At 50.2% G+C, this 19092-nt stretch carries 21 protein-coding genes; 19 read left to right on the top strand and 2 right to left on the bottom strand.

Going from position 1 to position 19092, the window contains the following annotated elements:
- Window positions 1-541: 541 nt before the first annotated feature.
- Window positions 542-1327, bottom strand: a complete 786-nt coding sequence (locus tag ICL55_RS31135) for a DeoR/GlpR family DNA-binding transcription regulator (RefSeq protein ID WP_246269622.1) — start codon at window positions 1325-1327, stop codon at window positions 542-544.
- A 341-nt stretch (window positions 1328-1668) separates the two neighbouring features.
- Between ICL55_RS31135 and ICL55_RS31130 the strand changes: the two genes are divergently transcribed.
- The 12 genes from ICL55_RS31130 to ICL55_RS31075 all read left to right on the top strand — a co-directional run bounded on the left by ICL55_RS31130 (window position 1669) and on the right by ICL55_RS31075 (window position 16318).
- A complete protein-coding gene (locus tag ICL55_RS31130; RefSeq protein WP_188105164.1) occupies window positions 1669-4836 on the top strand; it encodes a SusC/RagA family TonB-linked outer membrane protein in 3168 nt (1055 codons plus the stop codon).
- 24 nt (window positions 4837-4860) lie between these two features.
- Window positions 4861-6408, top strand: coding sequence for a SusD/RagB family nutrient-binding outer membrane lipoprotein (locus tag ICL55_RS31125; protein ID WP_188105162.1), 1548 nt, complete (start codon window positions 4861-4863; stop codon window positions 6406-6408).
- A 2-nt stretch (window positions 6409-6410) separates the two neighbouring features.
- Window positions 6411-8663, top strand: a complete 2253-nt coding sequence (locus tag ICL55_RS31120) for a glycoside hydrolase family 20 protein (RefSeq protein ID WP_188105160.1) — start codon at window positions 6411-6413, stop codon at window positions 8661-8663.
- Between the two features lie 44 nt (window positions 8664-8707).
- Window positions 8708-10027, top strand: a complete 1320-nt coding sequence (locus ICL55_RS31115; protein WP_188105158.1) for a gluconate:H+ symporter — start codon at window positions 8708-8710, stop codon at window positions 10025-10027.
- Window positions 10028-10048: 21 nt separating this feature from the next.
- Window positions 10049-10513 (top strand): RidA family protein, encoded by a 465-nt coding sequence (locus tag ICL55_RS31110; protein ID WP_168872885.1) that lies wholly within the window; start codon window positions 10049-10051, stop codon window positions 10511-10513.
- 53 nt (window positions 10514-10566) lie between these two features.
- Entirely contained in the window at window positions 10567-11604 is a 1038-nt protein-coding gene (locus tag ICL55_RS31105) for a sugar kinase (RefSeq protein WP_188105156.1), read from the top strand.
- Window positions 11605-11615: 11 nt separating this feature from the next.
- Complete coding sequence (locus ICL55_RS31100; protein ID WP_188105154.1) at window positions 11616-12686, top strand: dipeptidase; 1071 nt, start codon at window positions 11616-11618, stop codon at window positions 12684-12686.
- A gap of 154 nt (window positions 12687-12840) precedes the next feature.
- Complete coding sequence (locus ICL55_RS31095) at window positions 12841-13737, top strand: helix-turn-helix domain-containing protein (protein WP_188105152.1); 897 nt, start codon at window positions 12841-12843, stop codon at window positions 13735-13737.
- Between the two features lie 84 nt (window positions 13738-13821).
- Complete coding sequence (locus ICL55_RS31090; protein ID WP_188105150.1) at window positions 13822-14274, top strand: hypothetical protein; 453 nt, start codon at window positions 13822-13824, stop codon at window positions 14272-14274.
- A gap of 19 nt (window positions 14275-14293) precedes the next feature.
- Window positions 14294-14965 carry a DUF998 domain-containing protein gene (locus ICL55_RS31085; protein WP_188105148.1) on the top strand — a complete coding sequence of 224 codons (672 nt, stop codon included), beginning with the start codon at window positions 14294-14296 and terminating at the stop codon, window positions 14963-14965.
- Between the two features lie 215 nt (window positions 14966-15180).
- On the top strand, window positions 15181-15441 hold the full coding sequence (locus ICL55_RS31080) for an SDR family NAD(P)-dependent oxidoreductase (RefSeq protein ID WP_188105146.1): 261 nt from the start codon (window positions 15181-15183) through the stop codon (window positions 15439-15441).
- A gap of 73 nt (window positions 15442-15514) precedes the next feature.
- The gene (locus ICL55_RS31075) at window positions 15515-16318 is read left to right on the top strand and encodes an SDR family oxidoreductase (protein ID WP_188105144.1); all 804 of its coding nucleotides are present in this window, start codon (window positions 15515-15517) and stop codon (window positions 16316-16318) included.
- A 78-nt stretch (window positions 16319-16396) separates the two neighbouring features.
- Here the strand turns inward: ICL55_RS31075 and ICL55_RS31070 are convergent, their stop codons facing one another.
- Window positions 16397-17179: a fatty acid desaturase family protein gene (locus ICL55_RS31070; RefSeq protein WP_188105142.1), complete on the bottom strand. Its 783-nt coding sequence runs from the start codon at window positions 17177-17179 to the stop codon at window positions 16397-16399.
- Between the two features lie 284 nt (window positions 17180-17463).
- On the opposite strand from ICL55_RS31070, the gene ICL55_RS31065 reads away from it, so the two are divergent.
- From ICL55_RS31065 to ICL55_RS31035, 7 genes are all read left to right on the top strand, one after another.
- On the top strand, window positions 17464-17643 hold the full coding sequence (locus ICL55_RS31065; protein WP_188105140.1) for a class I lanthipeptide: 180 nt from the start codon (window positions 17464-17466) through the stop codon (window positions 17641-17643).
- Window positions 17644-17704: 61 nt separating this feature from the next.
- Complete coding sequence (locus tag ICL55_RS31060; RefSeq protein WP_188105138.1) at window positions 17705-17902, top strand: class I lanthipeptide; 198 nt, start codon at window positions 17705-17707, stop codon at window positions 17900-17902.
- A 63-nt stretch (window positions 17903-17965) separates the two neighbouring features.
- Window positions 17966-18124, top strand: coding sequence for a class I lanthipeptide (locus tag ICL55_RS31055; protein ID WP_188105136.1), 159 nt, complete (start codon window positions 17966-17968; stop codon window positions 18122-18124).
- A gap of 11 nt (window positions 18125-18135) precedes the next feature.
- Window positions 18136-18312 (top strand): class I lanthipeptide, encoded by a 177-nt coding sequence (locus ICL55_RS31050; protein ID WP_169227717.1) that lies wholly within the window; start codon window positions 18136-18138, stop codon window positions 18310-18312.
- 55 nt (window positions 18313-18367) lie between these two features.
- Window positions 18368-18568 carry a class I lanthipeptide gene (locus ICL55_RS31045; RefSeq protein ID WP_188105134.1) on the top strand — a complete coding sequence of 67 codons (201 nt, stop codon included), beginning with the start codon at window positions 18368-18370 and terminating at the stop codon, window positions 18566-18568.
- Between the two features lie 30 nt (window positions 18569-18598).
- Window positions 18599-18790: a class I lanthipeptide gene (locus tag ICL55_RS31040; RefSeq protein WP_188105132.1), complete on the top strand. Its 192-nt coding sequence runs from the start codon at window positions 18599-18601 to the stop codon at window positions 18788-18790.
- A gap of 79 nt (window positions 18791-18869) precedes the next feature.
- Window positions 18870-19052, top strand: a complete 183-nt coding sequence (locus tag ICL55_RS31035; protein ID WP_188105130.1) for a class I lanthipeptide — start codon at window positions 18870-18872, stop codon at window positions 19050-19052.
- The last annotated feature ends 40 nt before the right edge of the window (window positions 19053-19092 follow it).

The raw sequence follows: 19092 nt of genomic DNA, 5'->3' as shown, positions 1-19092 counted from the left end.
TTTAATTTAAAATGCTGATTTTCAATGGAGTAAATAAATTACAGCGCATGACAAAAGCGGTAATAATGACTTATTGGGGTGCATATAATTGTCATTAAAATGTCATTGAATAAATCGGGCTACGTATATACGGCCCCGGTAGGATAACGGTATCAGCTACACGATAAAATGGCCGCCGGAGAATTTTAACCCTATAATAAAAGGACATCGAAATCTATGCATCCCAATTTCCCAGGGCTGAAGCCCTGGGCTACGTTGTGTTTCAATTCCTATCTAATAAGATTTCTGAAGTGGAGGCTTTACGCCGGAAGGACTTCGCTACCAGCTGGTAGTGAAGTGAATGAAATAATGATATTGGGAAAAGACCGGAGATCTTTATTCCGCTGGAGAGTCCTGCGCTAAAAGTATTATTCAGTTTTCTTTGATGAGAAAGCAGTTATTCAACCTGAACAACAGGATTCTTCCTGAGAAAGAAATTGAAACACAATGTAGCCCGGGGCTTCAGCCCTGGGGACCGGAGAAATGCGGCATTAACACAGGTTTATAATATCTCCAGATTTTTAGCTTTATATCCCTGCAACGCTTCGCTGCCGGCAGGAAGTTCGGTGATGAGGTAATGTATATCCTGCAAATCGGCGATTTTCATTTTCATGGAGCTGTTGAGTTTTTCCGATATGGCGAGGATGGCCACTTTATCGGCCGCTTTGATCATGGCTTTTTTTACCTGGATGGTTTCCCAGTCGGCATCGGTGAGGCCGTTGACCGGGTCAATGGCGTTGGTGCCGATGATGCAGAGGTCAGCTTTGATATTCGACAGGTATTCAAATACTTCACCGCTGACGGTCATCTGGCTGTAGGCGGATATCTGGCCGCCGATCACGATGGTTTTGATCATGGGCTTGTCCAGCAGTTCCACGGCCGACAGTACATTGACGGTGATAAAGGTGGCCCGCAGAGAGGGCGGTATTTTTTTGATGAACTCACGGATGGTAGTGCCGCCGCCGATGAGCACGATCATGTCATCGCGCAGCAGTTGCAGCGCTTTTTCAGCGATCACCAGTTTGTTGGTCTGCGCGTAGGTCTCCGATTCGTGGCCATAATGATAGGCGATGGACATGGCGCCTCCTTTGATCTTCACCACTTCCCCGTCGTCCGCCAACTCGTTCACGTCCCGGCGGATGGTGTCTTCAGAAACATTGATCAGGCTTACCAGTTCGCTGTAGGTAATACGGGTGTGGATGTTTACCTGCTGAATGATAAGCTGTTTCCTGGACTTTTTAGTGAGGGAAACCGGGGGTATCTGGTCCTGAGTGTTCATACTATCCATAGCGTCTGATAAATTCAAAGGGTGATGATAGACAAAAAAACGGGCATATGCAAAAAACGCACCGCTCCTTTTTTGCATGGCCATAACATGGGTCTGCGACAAAAATAACAGAACCGACAGAATTTTGCACTTTTGGAAGATAAATAATTTTTCTGCACTTTTTGTATTGATTTAAATATTTGATAATTAATATTTTGTGTCAATGATAGCGAATTGTTATCCTGATTTTTTGCATATTGACCGCAAAATAGTTGCAAATAATTTGCAGTTTTCGCAGGAATCCCTATTTTTATCCCTGTAATTTCCGCATTATTCGAAGAACTAACTATCAACCAAACCACATGATGAAACATATCATAACAGTGGCCAACTTTCCGAAGATATTCCTGCCACTTCTGGGCCTGTTATTTTCTGTCTGTAGCTATGCCCAGTCTGATCTGGTATCGGGAACCGTCACCAGCGCAGGCGACGGACAAAAAATCATCGGCGCCTCCGTGTCGCTCGTCGGCGCAAAAGGCGTTGGCGCCCTGACCAACGAAGCCGGTCAGTTCTCTATTAAAATACCTTCTTCCGTTACCGGCGAACTCACCCTCGCGGTTACCTTCGTAGGGTATGACCGTAAAGAGGTAAAGGTGTCCAGAGGACAGTCCAACATCAACATCCAGCTGGCCACCAACACCAAAGCATTGGGAGAATTGGTGGTGACCGCACTGGGCATCAAAAAAGAGAAAAAAGCACTGGCCTACGCTGTAACCGAAGTAAAAGGCAGTGAATTCACACAGGCCCGCGAAATCAACGTGGCAGACGCACTCACCGGTAAAATAGCCGGTGTGAACGCCTCCAGCCTCGCCAGCGGCCCCGGTGGCTCCAGCCGCGTGATCATCCGTGGCAACGGCTCCCTCAATGGTGACAACCAACCGCTGTACGTGGTAAACGGTATGCCCATCGACAATACCACACAAAGCACCCTCACCAGCGGCGCCTCCAATGGGCTCAACTACGACCGCGGCGACGGTATCGCAGGTATCAACCCTGATGATATCGAATCCATCACCGTGCTCAAAGGCGGCCCGGCAGCGGCCCTCTACGGCGCCCGCGCTTCCAACGGCGTTATCCTCATCACCACCAAAAAAGGCGTGGCACAGAAAGGGATCGGTGTAGACTACAACACCACCTACACCCTGGAAACACCGTCCATTATTCCCGACTGGCAATATGAGTACGGCTCCGGTGAGAAAGGCAAAAAACCAACCACCAAAGCGGAAGCTATCGCGGCAGGCCGCCTCTCCTGGGGACCGAAAATAGACGGCAGCAACGTGGTCCAGTTCGATGGGGTGGAACGCCCTTACGTGGCACAGAAAAACAACATCAAAAACTTCTATAACACTGGTAACACCTTCACCAATACACTGGCGTTCTCCGGCGGCAACGAAAACACAAAATATCGTGTATCCCTGTCCGATATGAACAACCGCAGCCTGGTGCCCAGTCAGTCGCTCAACAAAAAAATAGGTTCTGTCAGCATCGCTTCCAACCTGGGCAAACGTCTCTCTATTGAAGCTTACGCTCAGTACAACGTGGAAAAAGCTAAAAACAGAAGCAGCGTTTCCGACGCTCCCGGCAACGTGAACTGGGGTACCTATATGATCGCCAATACGGTAGATATCCGTAACCTCGACCCTGGCTATGACGCCACTGATAAAGAAGTGGAATGGAACCCTTCCGGTTTCGCTTCCAACCCCTACTTTGTAGCTAACCGCTTTCGTAACAACGATGACCGCAAACGCTTTATCGGTAACGCCAGCATCAAATACAACCTGCTGGACAATCTCTTCGTGCGCGGTCGTGTAAGCCATGATTATCTGAACATCAACTACACCGGTATTGTACCTACCGGTACGCTTTTCGCTCCGAAAGGCCTCTATCAGCAGTACAATACCATCGCCACCGAAACAAACGGTGAGCTGACCATCAACTACCAGGGCAAACTGAGCCGCGATCTGGCCATCACTGCCATGGCTGGTGGCAACAGACGCAAATCCATTTCTGACGGCACAAACCTGAACGGTACCGATTTCTTCGCGCCCGGTTTCTATGACCCGTCCAACGTGGTAAGCCTCAACACCACCAACGTCAACCAACGGCAGGCGACCAACTCGCTGTTCGGCTCTGTGGACCTGTCATTCAAAGACATGTTGTTCCTGACCGCTACCGGCCGCAACGACTGGTTCTCTACTTTGTCGCCGCAAAACAACAACATCTTTTATCCTTCCGTAGGCGCCAGCTTCCTGCTGTCTGAAGCAGTGAAAATGCCTTCCTGGATCAACTACGCCAAAGTACGTACGTCATGGGCACAGGTAGGCGGCGCTACGCCACAGCCTTACATCCTGCGCCAGACTTACTCCGTGCTTTCCGGTGGCGGCCACCTCGGTCAACCGCTGCAAACACCTACGCAGACAACCTCTCAGGGTAGCGGCTCCGGCCTGCTGCAGGCACCGAACCCGAACCTGAAACCGCTGCTCTCTACTACTTTTGAAGCCGGTATCGAAGCTCGCATGCTCAATAACCGCTTGTCTGCCGACATCACCGTGTATAGCCGCAAAACAACCAACGATATCATGCAGGCGGCCATCTCTCCGGCATCAGGGTATAACTTCGCCATCCTCAACGTAGGCGAAATGAGCAACAAAGGCGTGGAAGTATTGCTGACCGGTGTGCCCATCAAGCAGAAGAACTTCTCCTGGGACATCAGCTACAATATGGCCTATAACAAAAACGAGGTGCTGAAACTCACCGAAGGCATCAACAGCCTGCAGCTGGACGTGAGCGTTAACAGCTACGCCTATATTTTTGCGGAAATCGGAAAAGCTTACAGCACCATCAAAGGTTTTAAAGTGCTGAAAGATGCCAGCGGCAATACCGTATATGATAAAGCAACCGGCTATGAAATGCGTACCGGCCTGACCGACCTCGGCACCGGCGTGTCTCCTTTCTCCGCTGGTATCACCAACAACTTTACCTACAAACGTTTTAACCTGAGCTTCCTGATCGATGGTAAATTCGGTGGCCACGTATATTCCGCTACCAACCTGTATGCTACCCGCTTCGGTCTGAACAAGATCACCCTGCCAGGCAGGGAAGACGGTCTCACTGTTACCGGCGTAGATCAGGACGGTAAACCGTTTACCAAAACATTTACCTACGCTACCGGTCTGCAGGCGTACTACGACAACTACAAAAACCTCTCTGAGAAATTTGTATACGATGCCAGCTTTATCAAGCTGCGTCAGGTAGTACTCAGCTACAATATTCCGACGAAAGTGTTTGCCTTTGCGAAACTGCAGGGCGCTACCGTTTCTTTCGTAGCGAGGAACCTGTTTATCCTGTATAAGAATGCGCCTAATATTGATCCGGAATCAACCTTCAGCAACTCCAATGCACAAGGCTTTGAAATGTTCGGCGTGCCCCGCACCCGGAGCTATGGCGTAAACCTTCAGGTAAAACTTTAGTTCATTCTTAAAATTGATCCGCTCATGCAACGTATTGCCAGATATAAATTCATTTTGCTCTTAGGAGCCGTGTTGGGGCTTGCTTCCTGTGATAAAGATTTTGAAGCGCTCAACGTCAACCCGAATGCCTCCGAGAAACCCAATATCGATTTGCTGTTCACGCAAAGCCTGCTGAAAGGGAATCTGCCATTGGACCGCGCTTATTTCTTCACTTCTTACCTGCATAGTGGTACCTATATTCAGCACTATGCCATCGCTAAAGAGATGGCAGGTTCCGGCGCCGGCGATAAGTATGCCGTAAATGATTTCTATCAGAGCTTCTACTACCGCAACATCTATACGAACACGATGACTACGCTGGCAGAGATCATCGAAGCAGCGCAGGCGCCGGAGAATGTGAACAAACTGGCGGTGGCCCGCCTCTGGAAAGTGCTGCTCATGCAGCGTATCACCGACCTGTATGGAGATGTGCCTTACAGCGAAGCCACCCGCGGTAAATCCAACCTGTTCCAGCCTAAATACGATCCACAGGAAGATATCTATGCCGGTCTGCTAAAAGAAACGGAAGATGCCATCAAATCTTTCGATGCTTCTAAAGCTACTTTTGGCAACGCTGACCTGATCTATAAAGGCAACATTGCCCAATGGAAAAAATTCGGTTACTCGCTCATGCTGCGCCTGGCCATGCGCACCACTCGCGCTACCAGCGCCAAAGTGATCGCCAAAGACTGGGCACAGAAAGCAGTGGCCGGCGGTGTGATCACCGACGCCGCAGACAATGCGGTGGTGAGATATTCCAACGGTCCGCAGACCTATAACAACAATCCCATTGCCTTTGAGCTGGTAAACCAGGACTATGTGCCTTCCTCCAAAGGCGCCAGTAATCAGGAGTGGGGCAAGTTCAGCAAAACGTTTATCGATTTCCTGAAAAACCATAATGATCCGCGGCTGGGCGTGGTGTCTGTAGTATGGACCAATGGCAACCCGGACACTACCGCTGCTTTGCAGAAGGGGATGGCCAACGGTACTGATGTGAAACCAGCTAATCCTGCTTCTTATTCAGAGCCTAATCCTGCTACCATCCTGAACTACGCTTCCCCGCTGCTGGTGATGACCAATGCAGAGATGAACCTGCTGCTCAGCGAAGTGGCGCTGCGTGGCTGGAGCGCCGGCGATAAAGCACAGCTGTATGCCAACGGTGTTACCGCTGCCTTGCGCAACTGGGGCCTGTTTGGTGCTGCCGGTACCATCGCACCGGAGCGTATCAGTCAGTATGTGGCGGATAATGCCCTGAATGTTGGGGGCACTTTCGACGCACAGATGGAACAAATCCATACGCAGTTCTGGGTAGCGCTGCTCCTCGATGAACAGGAAGCTTATGCCAACTGGCGTCGTACCGGTTATCCGGTGCTGGTGCCGGTGAATTATACCGGCAACGTAACAGGCGGCACTATCCCGCGCAGACTGCCTTACTCTCAGACAGAGCAGGGTATCAACGGGGCCAACTACAACGATGCCGTAAAGAGACAAGGACCTGATTTATTAACAACCAGAATGTGGTGGGACAAATAATCATGAAAAGAGTATTCCTGTTTTCTGTACTCATAACGGTTCATACATGCCTCCTCGCACAAGGGAAAAGGGTTGCCGCTCCGGCAGCCCTGATCCCTTTACCGGTGGCCAGCTCCTGGACAGCCGACAGCGCTTTTATTACCGCCCACGCGGCAATAAAGGCCATGCCCGGCCTGGAGCAGGACGCAGCGTTGCTGAAGTCGTATATGCAGGCCGTTAGTGACCGTCCTGTAAAAGGGCGTGTAGTCGCCACAGTTAGTATGGGCATTGATTCGCTGGCGGTAAAGCAGCCGGAAGGTTATCTGTTGCAGGTAACGCCGCAGCAGGTGAAACTGACAGCGCATGATGCGGCCGGCATCGGCCATGGTATTGCCACGCTGCGGCAGCTGTGGAAGCCTGCGGCCGGCGGGGGAGTAGTACTGCCGGGAGCGATGATCGCGGATTATCCCCGCTTTGGTTACCGTGGCATGCACCTCGATGTAGGGCGGCATTTCTTTTCGGTAGACTATATCAAAAATTTCATCGATCAGCTGGCGTTATACAAGTTCAATAATTTTCACTGGCATCTTACCGATGACCAGGGATGGCGCATAGAGATCAAAAAATATCCCCGGTTGCAGGAAGTGGCCGCCTGGCGCGACCAGACCATGATCGGGCATAAGAAAGAGCTGCCGCATCGTTTCGATGGTAAAAAATACGGCGGCTACTATACACAGGAACAGGTGAAAGAAGTGGTGGCCTACGCTGCTGCGCGGCATATCAATGTGGTCCCGGAGATAGAAATGCCGGGTCACGCACTGGCCGCCATGACGGCTTATCCATCGCTGGGCTGCACGGGCGGCCCTTATAAAACCGCGCAGTTCTGGGGCATCTTCGATGATGTGTTCTGCGCCGGCAAAGACAGCACTTTCCTCTTTTTGCAGGATGTGCTGGATGAAGTGATGGCCTTATTCCCTTCTTCGTATATCCATATCGGTGGCGACGAATGTCCCAAAGTGAGATGGAAACAATGTGCTGCCTGTCAGCGGCGGATGAAAACAGAACACCTGGAAGATGAAGATGCGTTGCAGAGTTATTTTATCCGCCGTATCAGCAATTATGTAAACAGCAAAGGCCGCCGCATTATCGGCTGGGACGAGATCCTGGAAGGCGGCCTGGCGCCTGGCGCCACCGTTATGAGCTGGCGTGGTGTGGAAGGTGCGGTGATGGCTGCCCAACAAAAGCAGCAGGTGATCATGACACCGGAAGATGAATTGTATTTTGACCATTATCAGTCACTGTATCCGGAAGAACAGACTGCCGCAGCCGGCTATACGCCACTGGAGGCGGTATATGCTTATGAGCCTCTGGTAGCTGCCGGCGATACGGCATTGTTGCCTTATATCGCCGGCATCCAGGGGGGCATCTGGAGCGAATACCTGTCTACAGAAGCAAAGGCCAACTATATGATCTATCCCCGGTTGCAGGCAACGGCCGAAAGGGCCTGGTCGCCGGCAACCGTGAAGGACTACAACCAGTTCACACAACGGCTGGCTACGTTGACGGGGAACCGTTATACTACCTACCAGGAGATCAACTACCGGCTGGACAGCCTCGGTCGCGGAAGCCTGTATGTTACGTTACACGCGCATCAGCCGGAAGCGGTGATTCGTTATACCACCGATGGTCGTGTGCCCGTTGCCGGTAGTCCGGCATACAAGGGCCGTATCCATATTACCCGCAGCGCTGTATTGCAGGCGCAGCTGTTTGTACAGGGAAAACCGACAGGCCGGCTGTTCCGGCAGGCATTCGACGTGCACAAAGCTACCGGGGCGCAGGTGACACTGCTACAGCCGCCCAATACCAAATATACCGCTGCGCCTTCGTTGCTGGTGAACGGCATCGCCGGTACGCATCGTTTCAATGACGGGCAGTGGCTGGGCTTCTCCGCCCGTGACCTGCAGGCTGTCGTGGACCTGGGCAGCGTACAGGAAATAAAGCAGGTGGGAGCGAATATACTCAACTATCACTGGCAGAAAATGTGGGCGCCCGTGTCACTGGTGTTTGAACTATCTGCCGATGGTAAAAATTTTGAGCGTATAGCCGTTGCCGATAGTTTTCCGGTAAATGGTATTAACCACGTGCGGTTGGCCGTAAAGCCCGTACAAGCGCGATATATGAAAGTGACGGCCGTCAACAAAAACGTGATTCCGGCCGGCGAATATGGCGCCGGCGGCAGAGCGATGTTGCTGGCAGACGAAATTATTGTTAACTGATGCTGTGCGTATTGATTCCACGTTAGCATTACATTTTATACGGCATGGCATTTTTGATTGTTGTTTTATGCATACTGTTGCTGATGGTGCTGGTAACGCTCGCCAAATGCAATGTGTTTGTGGCTTTTCTGATCGTGTCTGCGCTGGCAGGCTGGTGGCTCGGTATGCCGCTGCAGTCCATCACCGGCGCCATGCAGAAAGGCATCGGTGACACGATGGGAGGGCTACTGATCATCATTATTCTGGGCGCCATGCTGGGCAAGCTGGTAGCGGAGAGCGGTGCGGCGCGACAGATCGCGCAAACGCTGATTCGTTTATTCGGTACACGTTATATCCAGTGGGCGTTGCTGGTGGCTGGCTTTATCATCGGCATCCCGTTATATTATGGTGTAGGTTTTGTGTTACTCGTTCCTTTGATATTTTCTGTGGTCTACCAATACAAGCTGCCGGCGGTATATATCGGGTTACCCACGCTGGCGGCTTTGTCTGTCACCCACGGCTTCCTGCCGCCGCATCCGTCGCCGGTGGCGCTGGTGACACAGTTTCATGCCAATATGGGACTGACACTGGTGTATGGCCTGATCGTGGCTGTTCCGGCCATCGTAGTGGCGGGACCGTTATTTGCCCGTTACCTGAAGAATATACCTGCGTCGCCTTCGCCACTTTTTCAGTCGCAGGAAACGCAGCCGCAGGCTTTACCCGGAGCAGTGAACAGTTTTTTAACGGCCTTGTTGCCGGTATTGTTGCTCGTTATTACCACCGGGTTGTTACATACCACCCCGGTGAATTCGCGGCTGCACGGCTTTCTCTCTTTTGCCGGCGACGCATCGGTGGTGATGTTATGTTGTTTACTGATCGCCACTTTTTCGCTGGGCATTGCGCAACGGAAGTCTTTGAAAGACATCATGCACATCTACGCCGAATCGGTGAAAGACATTGCCATGGTGATGCTGATCATTGCCGGGTCGGGTGCGTTAAAGGAAGTACTGGCCGGTAGCGGCGTGAGTGCGCAGATAGCCATGGCGATGAGTTCCTGGCATATCCCGGTGCTGGTGCTGGGGTGGCTGATGGCCGCCGTGATCCGCGCCAGTATCGGTTCTGCTACCGTGGCCGGTCTTACCGCTGCGGGCATGATGGCGCCATTCATCGCCACCGGGCAGGTAGACCCTAACCTCATGGTACTGTCCATCGGTGCCGGCAGCCTGATGTTTTCCCACGTCAACGATGCCGGCTTCTGGATGTTCAAAGAGTACTTTAACATCAGCATAAAAGATACCTTCCTGTCGTGGTCTGTGATGGAAACCATTGTGGGCATCATGGGCCTGCTGGGGGTACTGGCGCTCAACGCGCTGATGAGTCATTAAGCATTTATTAAACCAGAATATATGGAAAACAAAGCAGCAGAAAAATTAAAAGCATTAGGGCTGGAATTACCACCGGCACCAACGCCACTGGGCGTATACAAACCTTTCCTGATCGACGGGAAATATCTTTATCTGTCTGGTCACGGGCCGGTGCAACAAGATAAGTCGCTGATCATCGGCAGAATTGGCAGCGAGATGGACATGGAACAGGGTAAACTGGCTGCACGGCAGGTGGGCCTGACCATGCTGTCTACCATTAACACGCACGTAGGACTGGAGAAAGTGAAACGTGTGATCAAAGTGCTGGGCATGGTGAACTGTACACCTGAATTTGAACGCCATCCTTATATCATCAATGGTTGCAGCGAATTGTTTGCCGCCATCTGGGGCGAAGAAAACGGTATCGGCGTACGCAGCGCTGTGGGCTTCGGTTCCCTGCCCGACAATATCCCGGTAGAGATAGAAGCTTTGTTTGAATTGTACTAAGATGGCTGTAGCAGATGCCGGGGAAAACATTATCTTTCCCTTAAAATTTGGATATGCAAAAGCGGGATGGAACAACAGCAGTCAGATTGGCGGCTTTCGGTGAATTTCTGCTGAGGCTTCACAGCAACAGCGGTAAACGTTTCGGTCAGTCAGACGGATATATTCCTTATTACGCCGGCGCGGAGGCTAACGTATGCGTACTGTTGTCACGCCTGGGTATGTCTACAGAGTATATCACCCGGGTGCCGGACAACGACCTGGCCATAACGGGACTGCAACACCTGAGAGGGCATGGCGTAGGCACCGGAAGGGTAGCCTATGGCGGCGACAGGCTGGGGTTGTATTTTACCGAATCCGGCAACGGCATACGCCCCGGGCGTGTGATCTATGATCGTGCCGGTTCATCCTTCGCCACTTTGCAGCCGGGAGATATCGCCTGGTCATCTGTATTGGCAGACATCGACGTGTTTCACTGGTCCGGCGTGGCCGCCGCATTATCCGCCAGCAGTGCCGCCGTTTGTGGGGAGGCGCTGGAAGCGGCGCGGGCAGCGGGACTGACCATCTCGTCAGATTTTAACTACCGTGCCACGCTCTGGAAATACGGGCAGCACCCTTCCGCGGTGATGCCGGCGTTACTGCAACACAGCGATATGACCGTGGCCGATCTGGACGCCGTGAACGTATACTACAACATTGAAACAGATAAACAGCTTTCCCCGGAGAAAAGATTTGAACAGTGTTATGAGCAGTTGCGGCAACATATGCCGAAGCTGAAAACACTGGCGATGAGCTTCCGGAAAGTACAGGGTAACCAGCTGGTGTATTTCGGGGCGCTCGCACAGGGCGACCAGTATTATTTTTCAGAAGGATTTACTGTTCCGCAGGTCACCGACCAGATAGGCGCCGGCGATGCCTTCACCGCAGGTATTTTGTTTGGTGTCATGAACCAGTACCCGCCACAGCAGATCATCGATTTTGCCGTGGCCTGTGGTACGCTCAAACAGAGTATTCATGGCGACTGGGCGCTGGTGAATGAACGGGAAGTGACCGACCTGATGGCCAACGGCCCTTCGGGAAGGATAGTACGATAACTACTTTTATTATGTTTACGATTGATGCACACCTCGACCTCAGCATGAACGCCCTGGAATGGAACAGGGACCTGCGGCAGCCGGTACTGGCCATCCGCAGCCGCGAGGCAGAGTTACAGGATAAACCAGACAGGGGCAGGGGCGTAGTCGCTTTCCCCGAACTTCGCAAAGGCAACATCGGCCTCGTTGTGGCCACGCAAATAGGACGTTATGTAGCGCCGGACAACCCTTTGCCGGGCTGGCATTCGCCCGAGCAGGCCTGGGCGCAGACGCAGGGCCAGCTGGCATGGTACAAAGCCATGGAAGACGCGGGTGAAATGGTGATGATCAAAGACCTGTCAGCCCTGGAACAGCATATCGCCCTGTGGAACGATGGTACGCCTCCTGACAACAAACCCATTGGGTACATCCTGAGCCTCGAAGGAGCCGATTCACTGGTGACATTAGACTACCTGCACCGGGCATACGAAAACGGCCTCCGCGCAGTAGGCCCCGCTCACTACGGGCCCGGACGCTATGCCAACGGCACCGATGCTACCGGTCATCTGAATGAACAGGGGCGCCAGCTGATCCGGGAGATGGAAAAGCTGAACATGATACTCGACGCCACCCACCTTTGCGACGATGCCTTCTGTGACGCTATGGACATCTTCAACGGCGCCGTATGGGCCAGCCATAACAACTGCCGCGCACTGGTAGATCACAACCGCCAGTTCAGCGACGAGATGATCAAAATACTCGTTCAGAAAGGCGCTGTCATCGGCGGAGCGCTGGATGCCTGGATGATGGTGCCCGGATGGGTACGCGCGCAGTCCACCCCTGAAGGCATGCACTGCAATCTCGAAAAACTCATCGACCACATGGACCATATCTGCCAGATAGCAGGCAACTCCCTGCATGTAGGCATCGGTACAGACCTGGACGGCGCTTTCGGAAAAGAACAGTGCCCTTATGACCTGGAAACGATCGCTGACCTGCAGAAGTTGCCGGATATGCTGTCTGCAAGAGGCTACCAGGCAGCAGATATTGAGAATATCATGCACGGGAACTGGTTACGGTTCCTGCGTAACGCATGGAAATAACGCACGCGGATAAAAATTTTATTACAGAGCGAAGCCGTAAAGGCTTCGCTCTTTTTGTTTTCATTCATCCGTCGGCAACCAACTGTAAATAGTAGCGTCTTCTTAAAGAATATGGTTAAATTGGTGCACTGCACGTAGAAAAACCTCAACTAATATGAAAAAAACAAACTCCCCCATACCCTATTATGGGGAAATAAATGAACTGCTGGCTGCATTGCCACTCAGCAACCGCACGCAGCATCCTGATTTCTACTGTCTGCGGCTGATCAAAAATGCAGACAGTGTTTATAAGCCACCTTTCCGGAGAGGGTTCTATTTCATCGCATTAATGACCAATGCTGCCAACACAAAAATTGAGTATGTCGACACAAAGGTCGATAATGTAAAATCCATGCTGGTCGTACAGTCTCCCGATCTGCTGTATAGCTTTTACCGGGATTCGGGAACAGAAGGGTATATCATTTATTTCAAACAGGAATGTTTTGATTATTTTAAACCATCGTTTCAGCAGGAGTTTCCTTTCTTCCATCCTACGCAAACGGATATACTAACACTGACGAAAGACAAACATAAAGCGCTGGTACCCTATTTTGAAGATGTTTTTACGGCCTATGAGCAGGCTGCCGGTAATACGCAACGGATGGCCAGCCTGAAGTTGCTGGTGTTACTGTATATGCTGAAAGACCACATGGCATTTGCGCAATGGCAGGACCGCCTGGTGACGCCGCAGGAGCTGCTGTTCCGGAAGTTCACCGCACTGGTGAATAATAACTATGTAGAAAAGAGGACGGTCGATGAATATGCCCAGCTATTGCATATCACCCCTAATCATCTCTCTCAGGTGATCAAATCGGTTTCCGGAAAAAATGCACTGTCTCATATCAATGAACGGGTTGTGACGGAAGCCAAATCATTGATCCTCTATACCAAATTTACCATGGCTGAAATAGCCTATCAATTGAACTTTTCCGACCCGGCTAATTTCGGCAGTTTCTTTAAAAAACAAACCGGCATTACACCCCTGGAATTCCGTGGCAACAGTTATCAATGAAATCAACAATTCAGGCCATGATTTGAACCATCAGAGGCTATTGCGGTGTGCTACTTTTGTTCCATCAGTTTAAAACAAAAAAATATGGAAAACAAAAGTAATGATCAGACAGCCGCTCAGGCAACCCATTCCAATACAGGTATTCGTTCACTGGAGCCACTTATCGGGACGTGGCAATTAGGGGGTGATACATCCGGCACGGTACAATACCAATGGCTGGAAGGGGGATTCTTTATACTGCAGCGTGTAGATATGAAGCTGTTTGGAAACCATATTGTATGCCTTGAGGTGATCGGGCATATGAAGCCGTTTGGCCAGGAAGCCGACGAGCAAATAAGATCGAAAGTCTATGATAATGCCGGCAATACATTGGACTATGTGTATGAGCTGGAAGGCAATACGCTCACTATCTGGGGCGGAGAAAAGGGCTCACCGGCTTTTTTCAGGGGTACCTTCAATGAAGCAGGGGATTTCAACAGTGGTGAATGGGTTTACCCTGGTGGCGGTTATAAATCAACTATGCAGAAAATCCAATAACCTTCAACGTTATCACATCATGGCAAAGAAATTATTGATCACCAGGCCTGTTTCAAAGCCCCAAATAATATTGTCAAAAATTTCCGTTGTTACCGGGCTGCTGTATGTGTTCCTTTTACTGCTGTTACACTTGCTGGAGCCTGAGTTTGATCCTTCCTGGCGCTTTATCAGTGAGTATGCACTGGGTAAATTTGGCTGGCTGATGAATCTTGTTTTCCTCTCCTTTGTGGTGAGTAGCATCAGCTGTGGTCTGTCGGTTTTTCCACAGGTGAAAACGATATTGGGCTATATTGGGCTGGTCATTTTAGCTATTGGGGCTGTTGGTATTTTCCTGGCGGCAATATTCAATACCGATCCCATTACAACGGAGCAGGACCAGTTGACATTTAGCGGGAAGATGCATTTTACCGGTGCCTCACTTGACTATACCCCATTGGCGATGTTATTGCTGGCGTTTAGCCTAGGACGGACTATAGACTGGAGGCCTGTACGCAAAAAGCTGTTGGTAGCTGCCGCTATTCCTATCTTGCTCACCATTGTTTTTATGGCATCTATGCCGGCAGATTATAAGTTTGGTCCGGGTGTGTATACCGGTTTAATTGGCCGGTTCCTGTTTGCCTCCTACCTTGTTTTTATATTAATAGTGGGGTCCCATATGCGTACGCTGTACGCGGCCAGTTCAAATCGATAGCAGTACCTGAATCATGTAAAAATAAATCCCGATGGTCTCCACCGGGATTTTTCGCTTTGGGAGAATTTCATTTGACCCGAACTCGTGCGGTGCTCAAAAAACAGTAAAATGTATCTGTTTAAACGTAATCTGTATCCGTTTCCCTGCTGTTGTTGAAAGTAACTTTGTTGAGCCGGGAGAAATTAATACTTACAGACAGTTTAAAATGCTTCAACATGGAAAATTTACTGAATCATAAAACGGCCATTATTACCGGCGCCAGCAGAGGTATTGGATTGGCTACCGCCAAATTATTTGCGAAAGAGGGTGCTAACGTTATTTTGACAGCGTTGCACCAGTCGGAGCTGGACGCCGTAGTAAAAGAAGTCGCTGATGCCGGCGGCAGGGCTATAGGGTTAGTGGCTGACAGCGCAGATCCCCAGGCTCCGGGAATGGTGTTTGCCAAAGCTATTGAAACTTTCGGGCAGGTGACCTGAGTAAATCTATCACAGGCCGGGTGCTTACCGTTGATAAAGGCGCTTACATGTAACGACTAACAGCAAATAAAATATGAAGACAATATTTATCACCGGTGCCTCCACCGGTTTAGGAAAGGCTACAGCTCAATTATTTCAGTCCCACGGGTGGAAAGTGTATGCCACTATGCGCAATACCGAAAAAGGGGAGGAGCTGGCTACTCTGGAGAATGTAACGGTGATGGAACTGGATGTTACCAATCCGAAGCAAATTAACGAGGTAGTTGGAAAAGTTATCGCAGAGAGTGATGTAGATGTCGTGTTCAACAATGCTGGCTACGGATTGGCTGGTCCTCTGGAAGGCATTCAGGACGAGCAGATGGTGGAACTGCTGAATACGAATCTGCTTGGCGTGATCCGGGTGACCAAGGCTTTTATCCCCTATTTCAGAGAAAAGAGAGGTGGTTTGTTTATTGCTACCACTTCGCTGGCAGGGTTGATACCTGTTCCATTTAATTCTATTTACAATGCTTCCAAAACGGGTGTGGAAGGCTGGTCGGAAGGAATGGTGTTTGAGTTAGGGCTATTTAATATTGGTATTAAAACGGTCGCTCCGGGAATCATTAAATCCAATTTCAGGGAGAATGTAAAAATAGCATTGGTGGAAGACTACATGGGAGGCTTCCAGAAAGGGATGAAAGCAATGGCTTTTGACAGCTTTTTCTCTACGTCAGAAGAAATTGCGACGGTTGTATTGGAAGCTGCTACAGATGGCAGGAAACAATTGACCTATGTTGCGGGCCTTGATGCGCAAAAACATTATGACAAAAGGCTTGAGCTGGGGAGAGAAGATTATATAGCATATCTCAGAGAGCAGATTGTAGAAAAAGTAGGATAACACTAAGCCACAGTAGATAGTGTTGTAGTACGTATCCCTGACAGTGCCCGCTGTCAGGGATTTTTTTTGCCTTTGGTCTTAAAATGTCTGTTTCTTCTCCAGTTCGGGCAGTACGGCATCTATGCGCCTCGCCAGTTCCGGCAATTTAATAGTCGGCACGGCAGGAAACAGGTGATGTTCAAGATGATAGAACATGCTGAACGTCAGCTTATTTTTCCAGGTGCCTCGTTGCGTACGGGCCAGTTCCGGTGATTCGGTGGTATCGTGATGGACCGTCCATACGGCAAAGAAGGCCATGAGGCATTCACCGGTGAGCATGACAATTATATGGTAGAGGAGAAAATGGATGTCGAGGAGTATAATGGTGGTGGCAAACATCGCAATGGCGCCTAGTTCCAGCAGGGTATTGCGCACATATTTTTTATTGGCCTGCCGTATCGTGACCCGATGGATATGAAACATATGTACCGGGCCGTAGAGGATGGCCCCATACCAGCTCATACCGGCGGATTTACCTTCATAGTCTTCGTCAGACAGGCAATATTTATGATGACGGATATGATTATACTTGACGGCATGCATGGAGGCCATCATGAGGATGCTGTTGAGAAAGAGAGACAGCCAGGTCAGTCGTTTATGGGTGCCGAGTGACTGATGGAAGCCATTGTGCACCTGCCTCAGGGCCGTCAGGAAAAAGAAGGCGGAAAATGGGAGGGCGGCGACGTAATACCCTTTCCAGGCCAGTGCCCATGAAGCCATGAGCCAGGGGATGGTCAGGTTGTTTTCAATCAGCATTTCGGGGACGGTAAGATGCCGGAGGTCTTTCCATGTCACTTTACGTTGAATGTCAGTGTGGTTCATCGGATACAGGGTTATATGCCACAAAGGTAAGTCATCCCCAAGCAGGTTGATCGGTTATCTCTCAAAATCCAAAGAATCCGGGGTAAAATTTGTTTTTCTTGATAAATTATTTATCTTCAAAAAATCAAAGTCTCAAAATAGCCGGTTACTATATGTCTATGTTCAACTTATATAAATCTGAATCTGCCAAATCCCTTCATCTTTAACGCAATACGCTGAAAATCCGCCCCATGGCGTTACTGCTTGGTTAAAGACAGGGGAGGGCCTTATGAAACTATTCAGTTATGAAAAAGAAAACAATTGACCTGGCGAAAAAGCTGACCCTCGCCAAAGCTACAGTGGCTACCCTGACCGTTAAACAACAGGTTGGATTAAAAGGTGGCAGACTTTCCACTAATTGCGATACTTATGACCCACAATGGACCTGCGAGTCACATCCCCGTCCTACGAACGTTTGCATGTAGTGATAGCTGTTAACCCGGCTTCAACGATGGTAAAACCCGATTTAACCCGTAAATCCCTGGTATGAGAAAAAAGAAAATTGCCCTCGGCAAGAAATTGTCCCTGAACAAGGCTGCTATTTCCACGCTCACACTGCAACAGCAGGCTGTGGTAGGCGGTGGGCCTTTTACCGTTATGCCGCGTTGCATAGAAACGGTTGTCCAAACCTGTATCACGTACATGCCCGGGCAGGACCAATGCTACATCTGCCCTGAAGCTTAATTTTTAACCCGGAAAATACCCCTCTTGCACAGAGGGGTATGACCTCCCTCAAATCAACTACATATGAAAAAGAAAAAAATCACGCTTAGTAAAAAGCTGCTGCTGAAGAAAGATGCAGTGGTGGAATTGACCGTATTGCAACAAGCAGGTATTGGCGGTGGAATGCCCAAAACATGGAAAACCACCTGTTGCTCCCAGGATACACTCTGCGAACTCTGCTAAGTCCTGTTTTTATGAAAAAGAAAAAAGCGATTCTCCGTAAAAAGCTGTCGTTGAAGAAAGCAGTGCTGGTAACGTTGGGCGCGCCGCAAATGACCGCACAGTCAGGCTACTCCTGTGTGACCTGCTGGACTGTCTGCTGCCTCACCGTTCCGGAGACTTACTGCGTAACTGATTGCACGGTAGCTTAATCCTTCATCTTTAACCCGGAACTGATGTACCTGTTCCTCCTGTAATCTTCCTCTTATGAAAAAGAAACAATTGACACTCAGCAAAAAACTGTCACTGAAAAAAGATGCTGTTGCAGCGCTGAATCCGCAACAGCAAGCCAAAATCGCCGGTGGTATGCCCAGAACAGAGTTTAGTGTCTGCTGCTGGGAAACCAATGAAGCAACTTGTCCGGATGGCTGTGTGGTATGGACCACCCGTGGATGTGGACGCGCTTAGTGCATATACTCATCTGTAAACTTTCGCATCATGAAAAAGAAACAACTCATACTCAGTAAGAAACTGTCACTGAAAAAAGATGCCGTTGCTGCCCTCAATCCGCAACAGCAAACCAAAATCGCCGGTGGTGTTCCTGTGACCTGGTGGAGCGCCTGCTGCCAGAATACGCACGAGGTGACCTGCCCCGAAGGCTGCGTTCGGACATCTCAACCAACAGTGTAGAATTTTAGAAACCCGGACATACTATCGGCTGTATCCGCGGACAGCAGTGACCTGTGTCCACCCTCAAACCTCCATAATCATGAAAAAGAAAACACTTCAGCTGAGCAAAAAACTGCTCCTCAAAAAAGACACCGTTGTTACACTGAGCCAACAAGACCAGGCAAAACTCGCCGGTGGTGGCCCTCTCACCTGGTGGAGCGCCTGCTGCGTGGAAACCAATGAAGTAACCTGCCCTGAGGCTTGCGTAAGGAACACCCGCTAAGCACCTCGCAGCTGAACATCCGCCCCACGGCTATAGACAG

The organism is Chitinophaga varians (assembly GCF_014529945.1).
In the GTDB taxonomy this organism is placed as follows: Bacteria; Bacteroidota; Bacteroidia; order Chitinophagales; family Chitinophagaceae; genus Chitinophaga; species Chitinophaga varians.
This window is presented reverse-complemented; position numbering and strand designations above follow the sequence as displayed.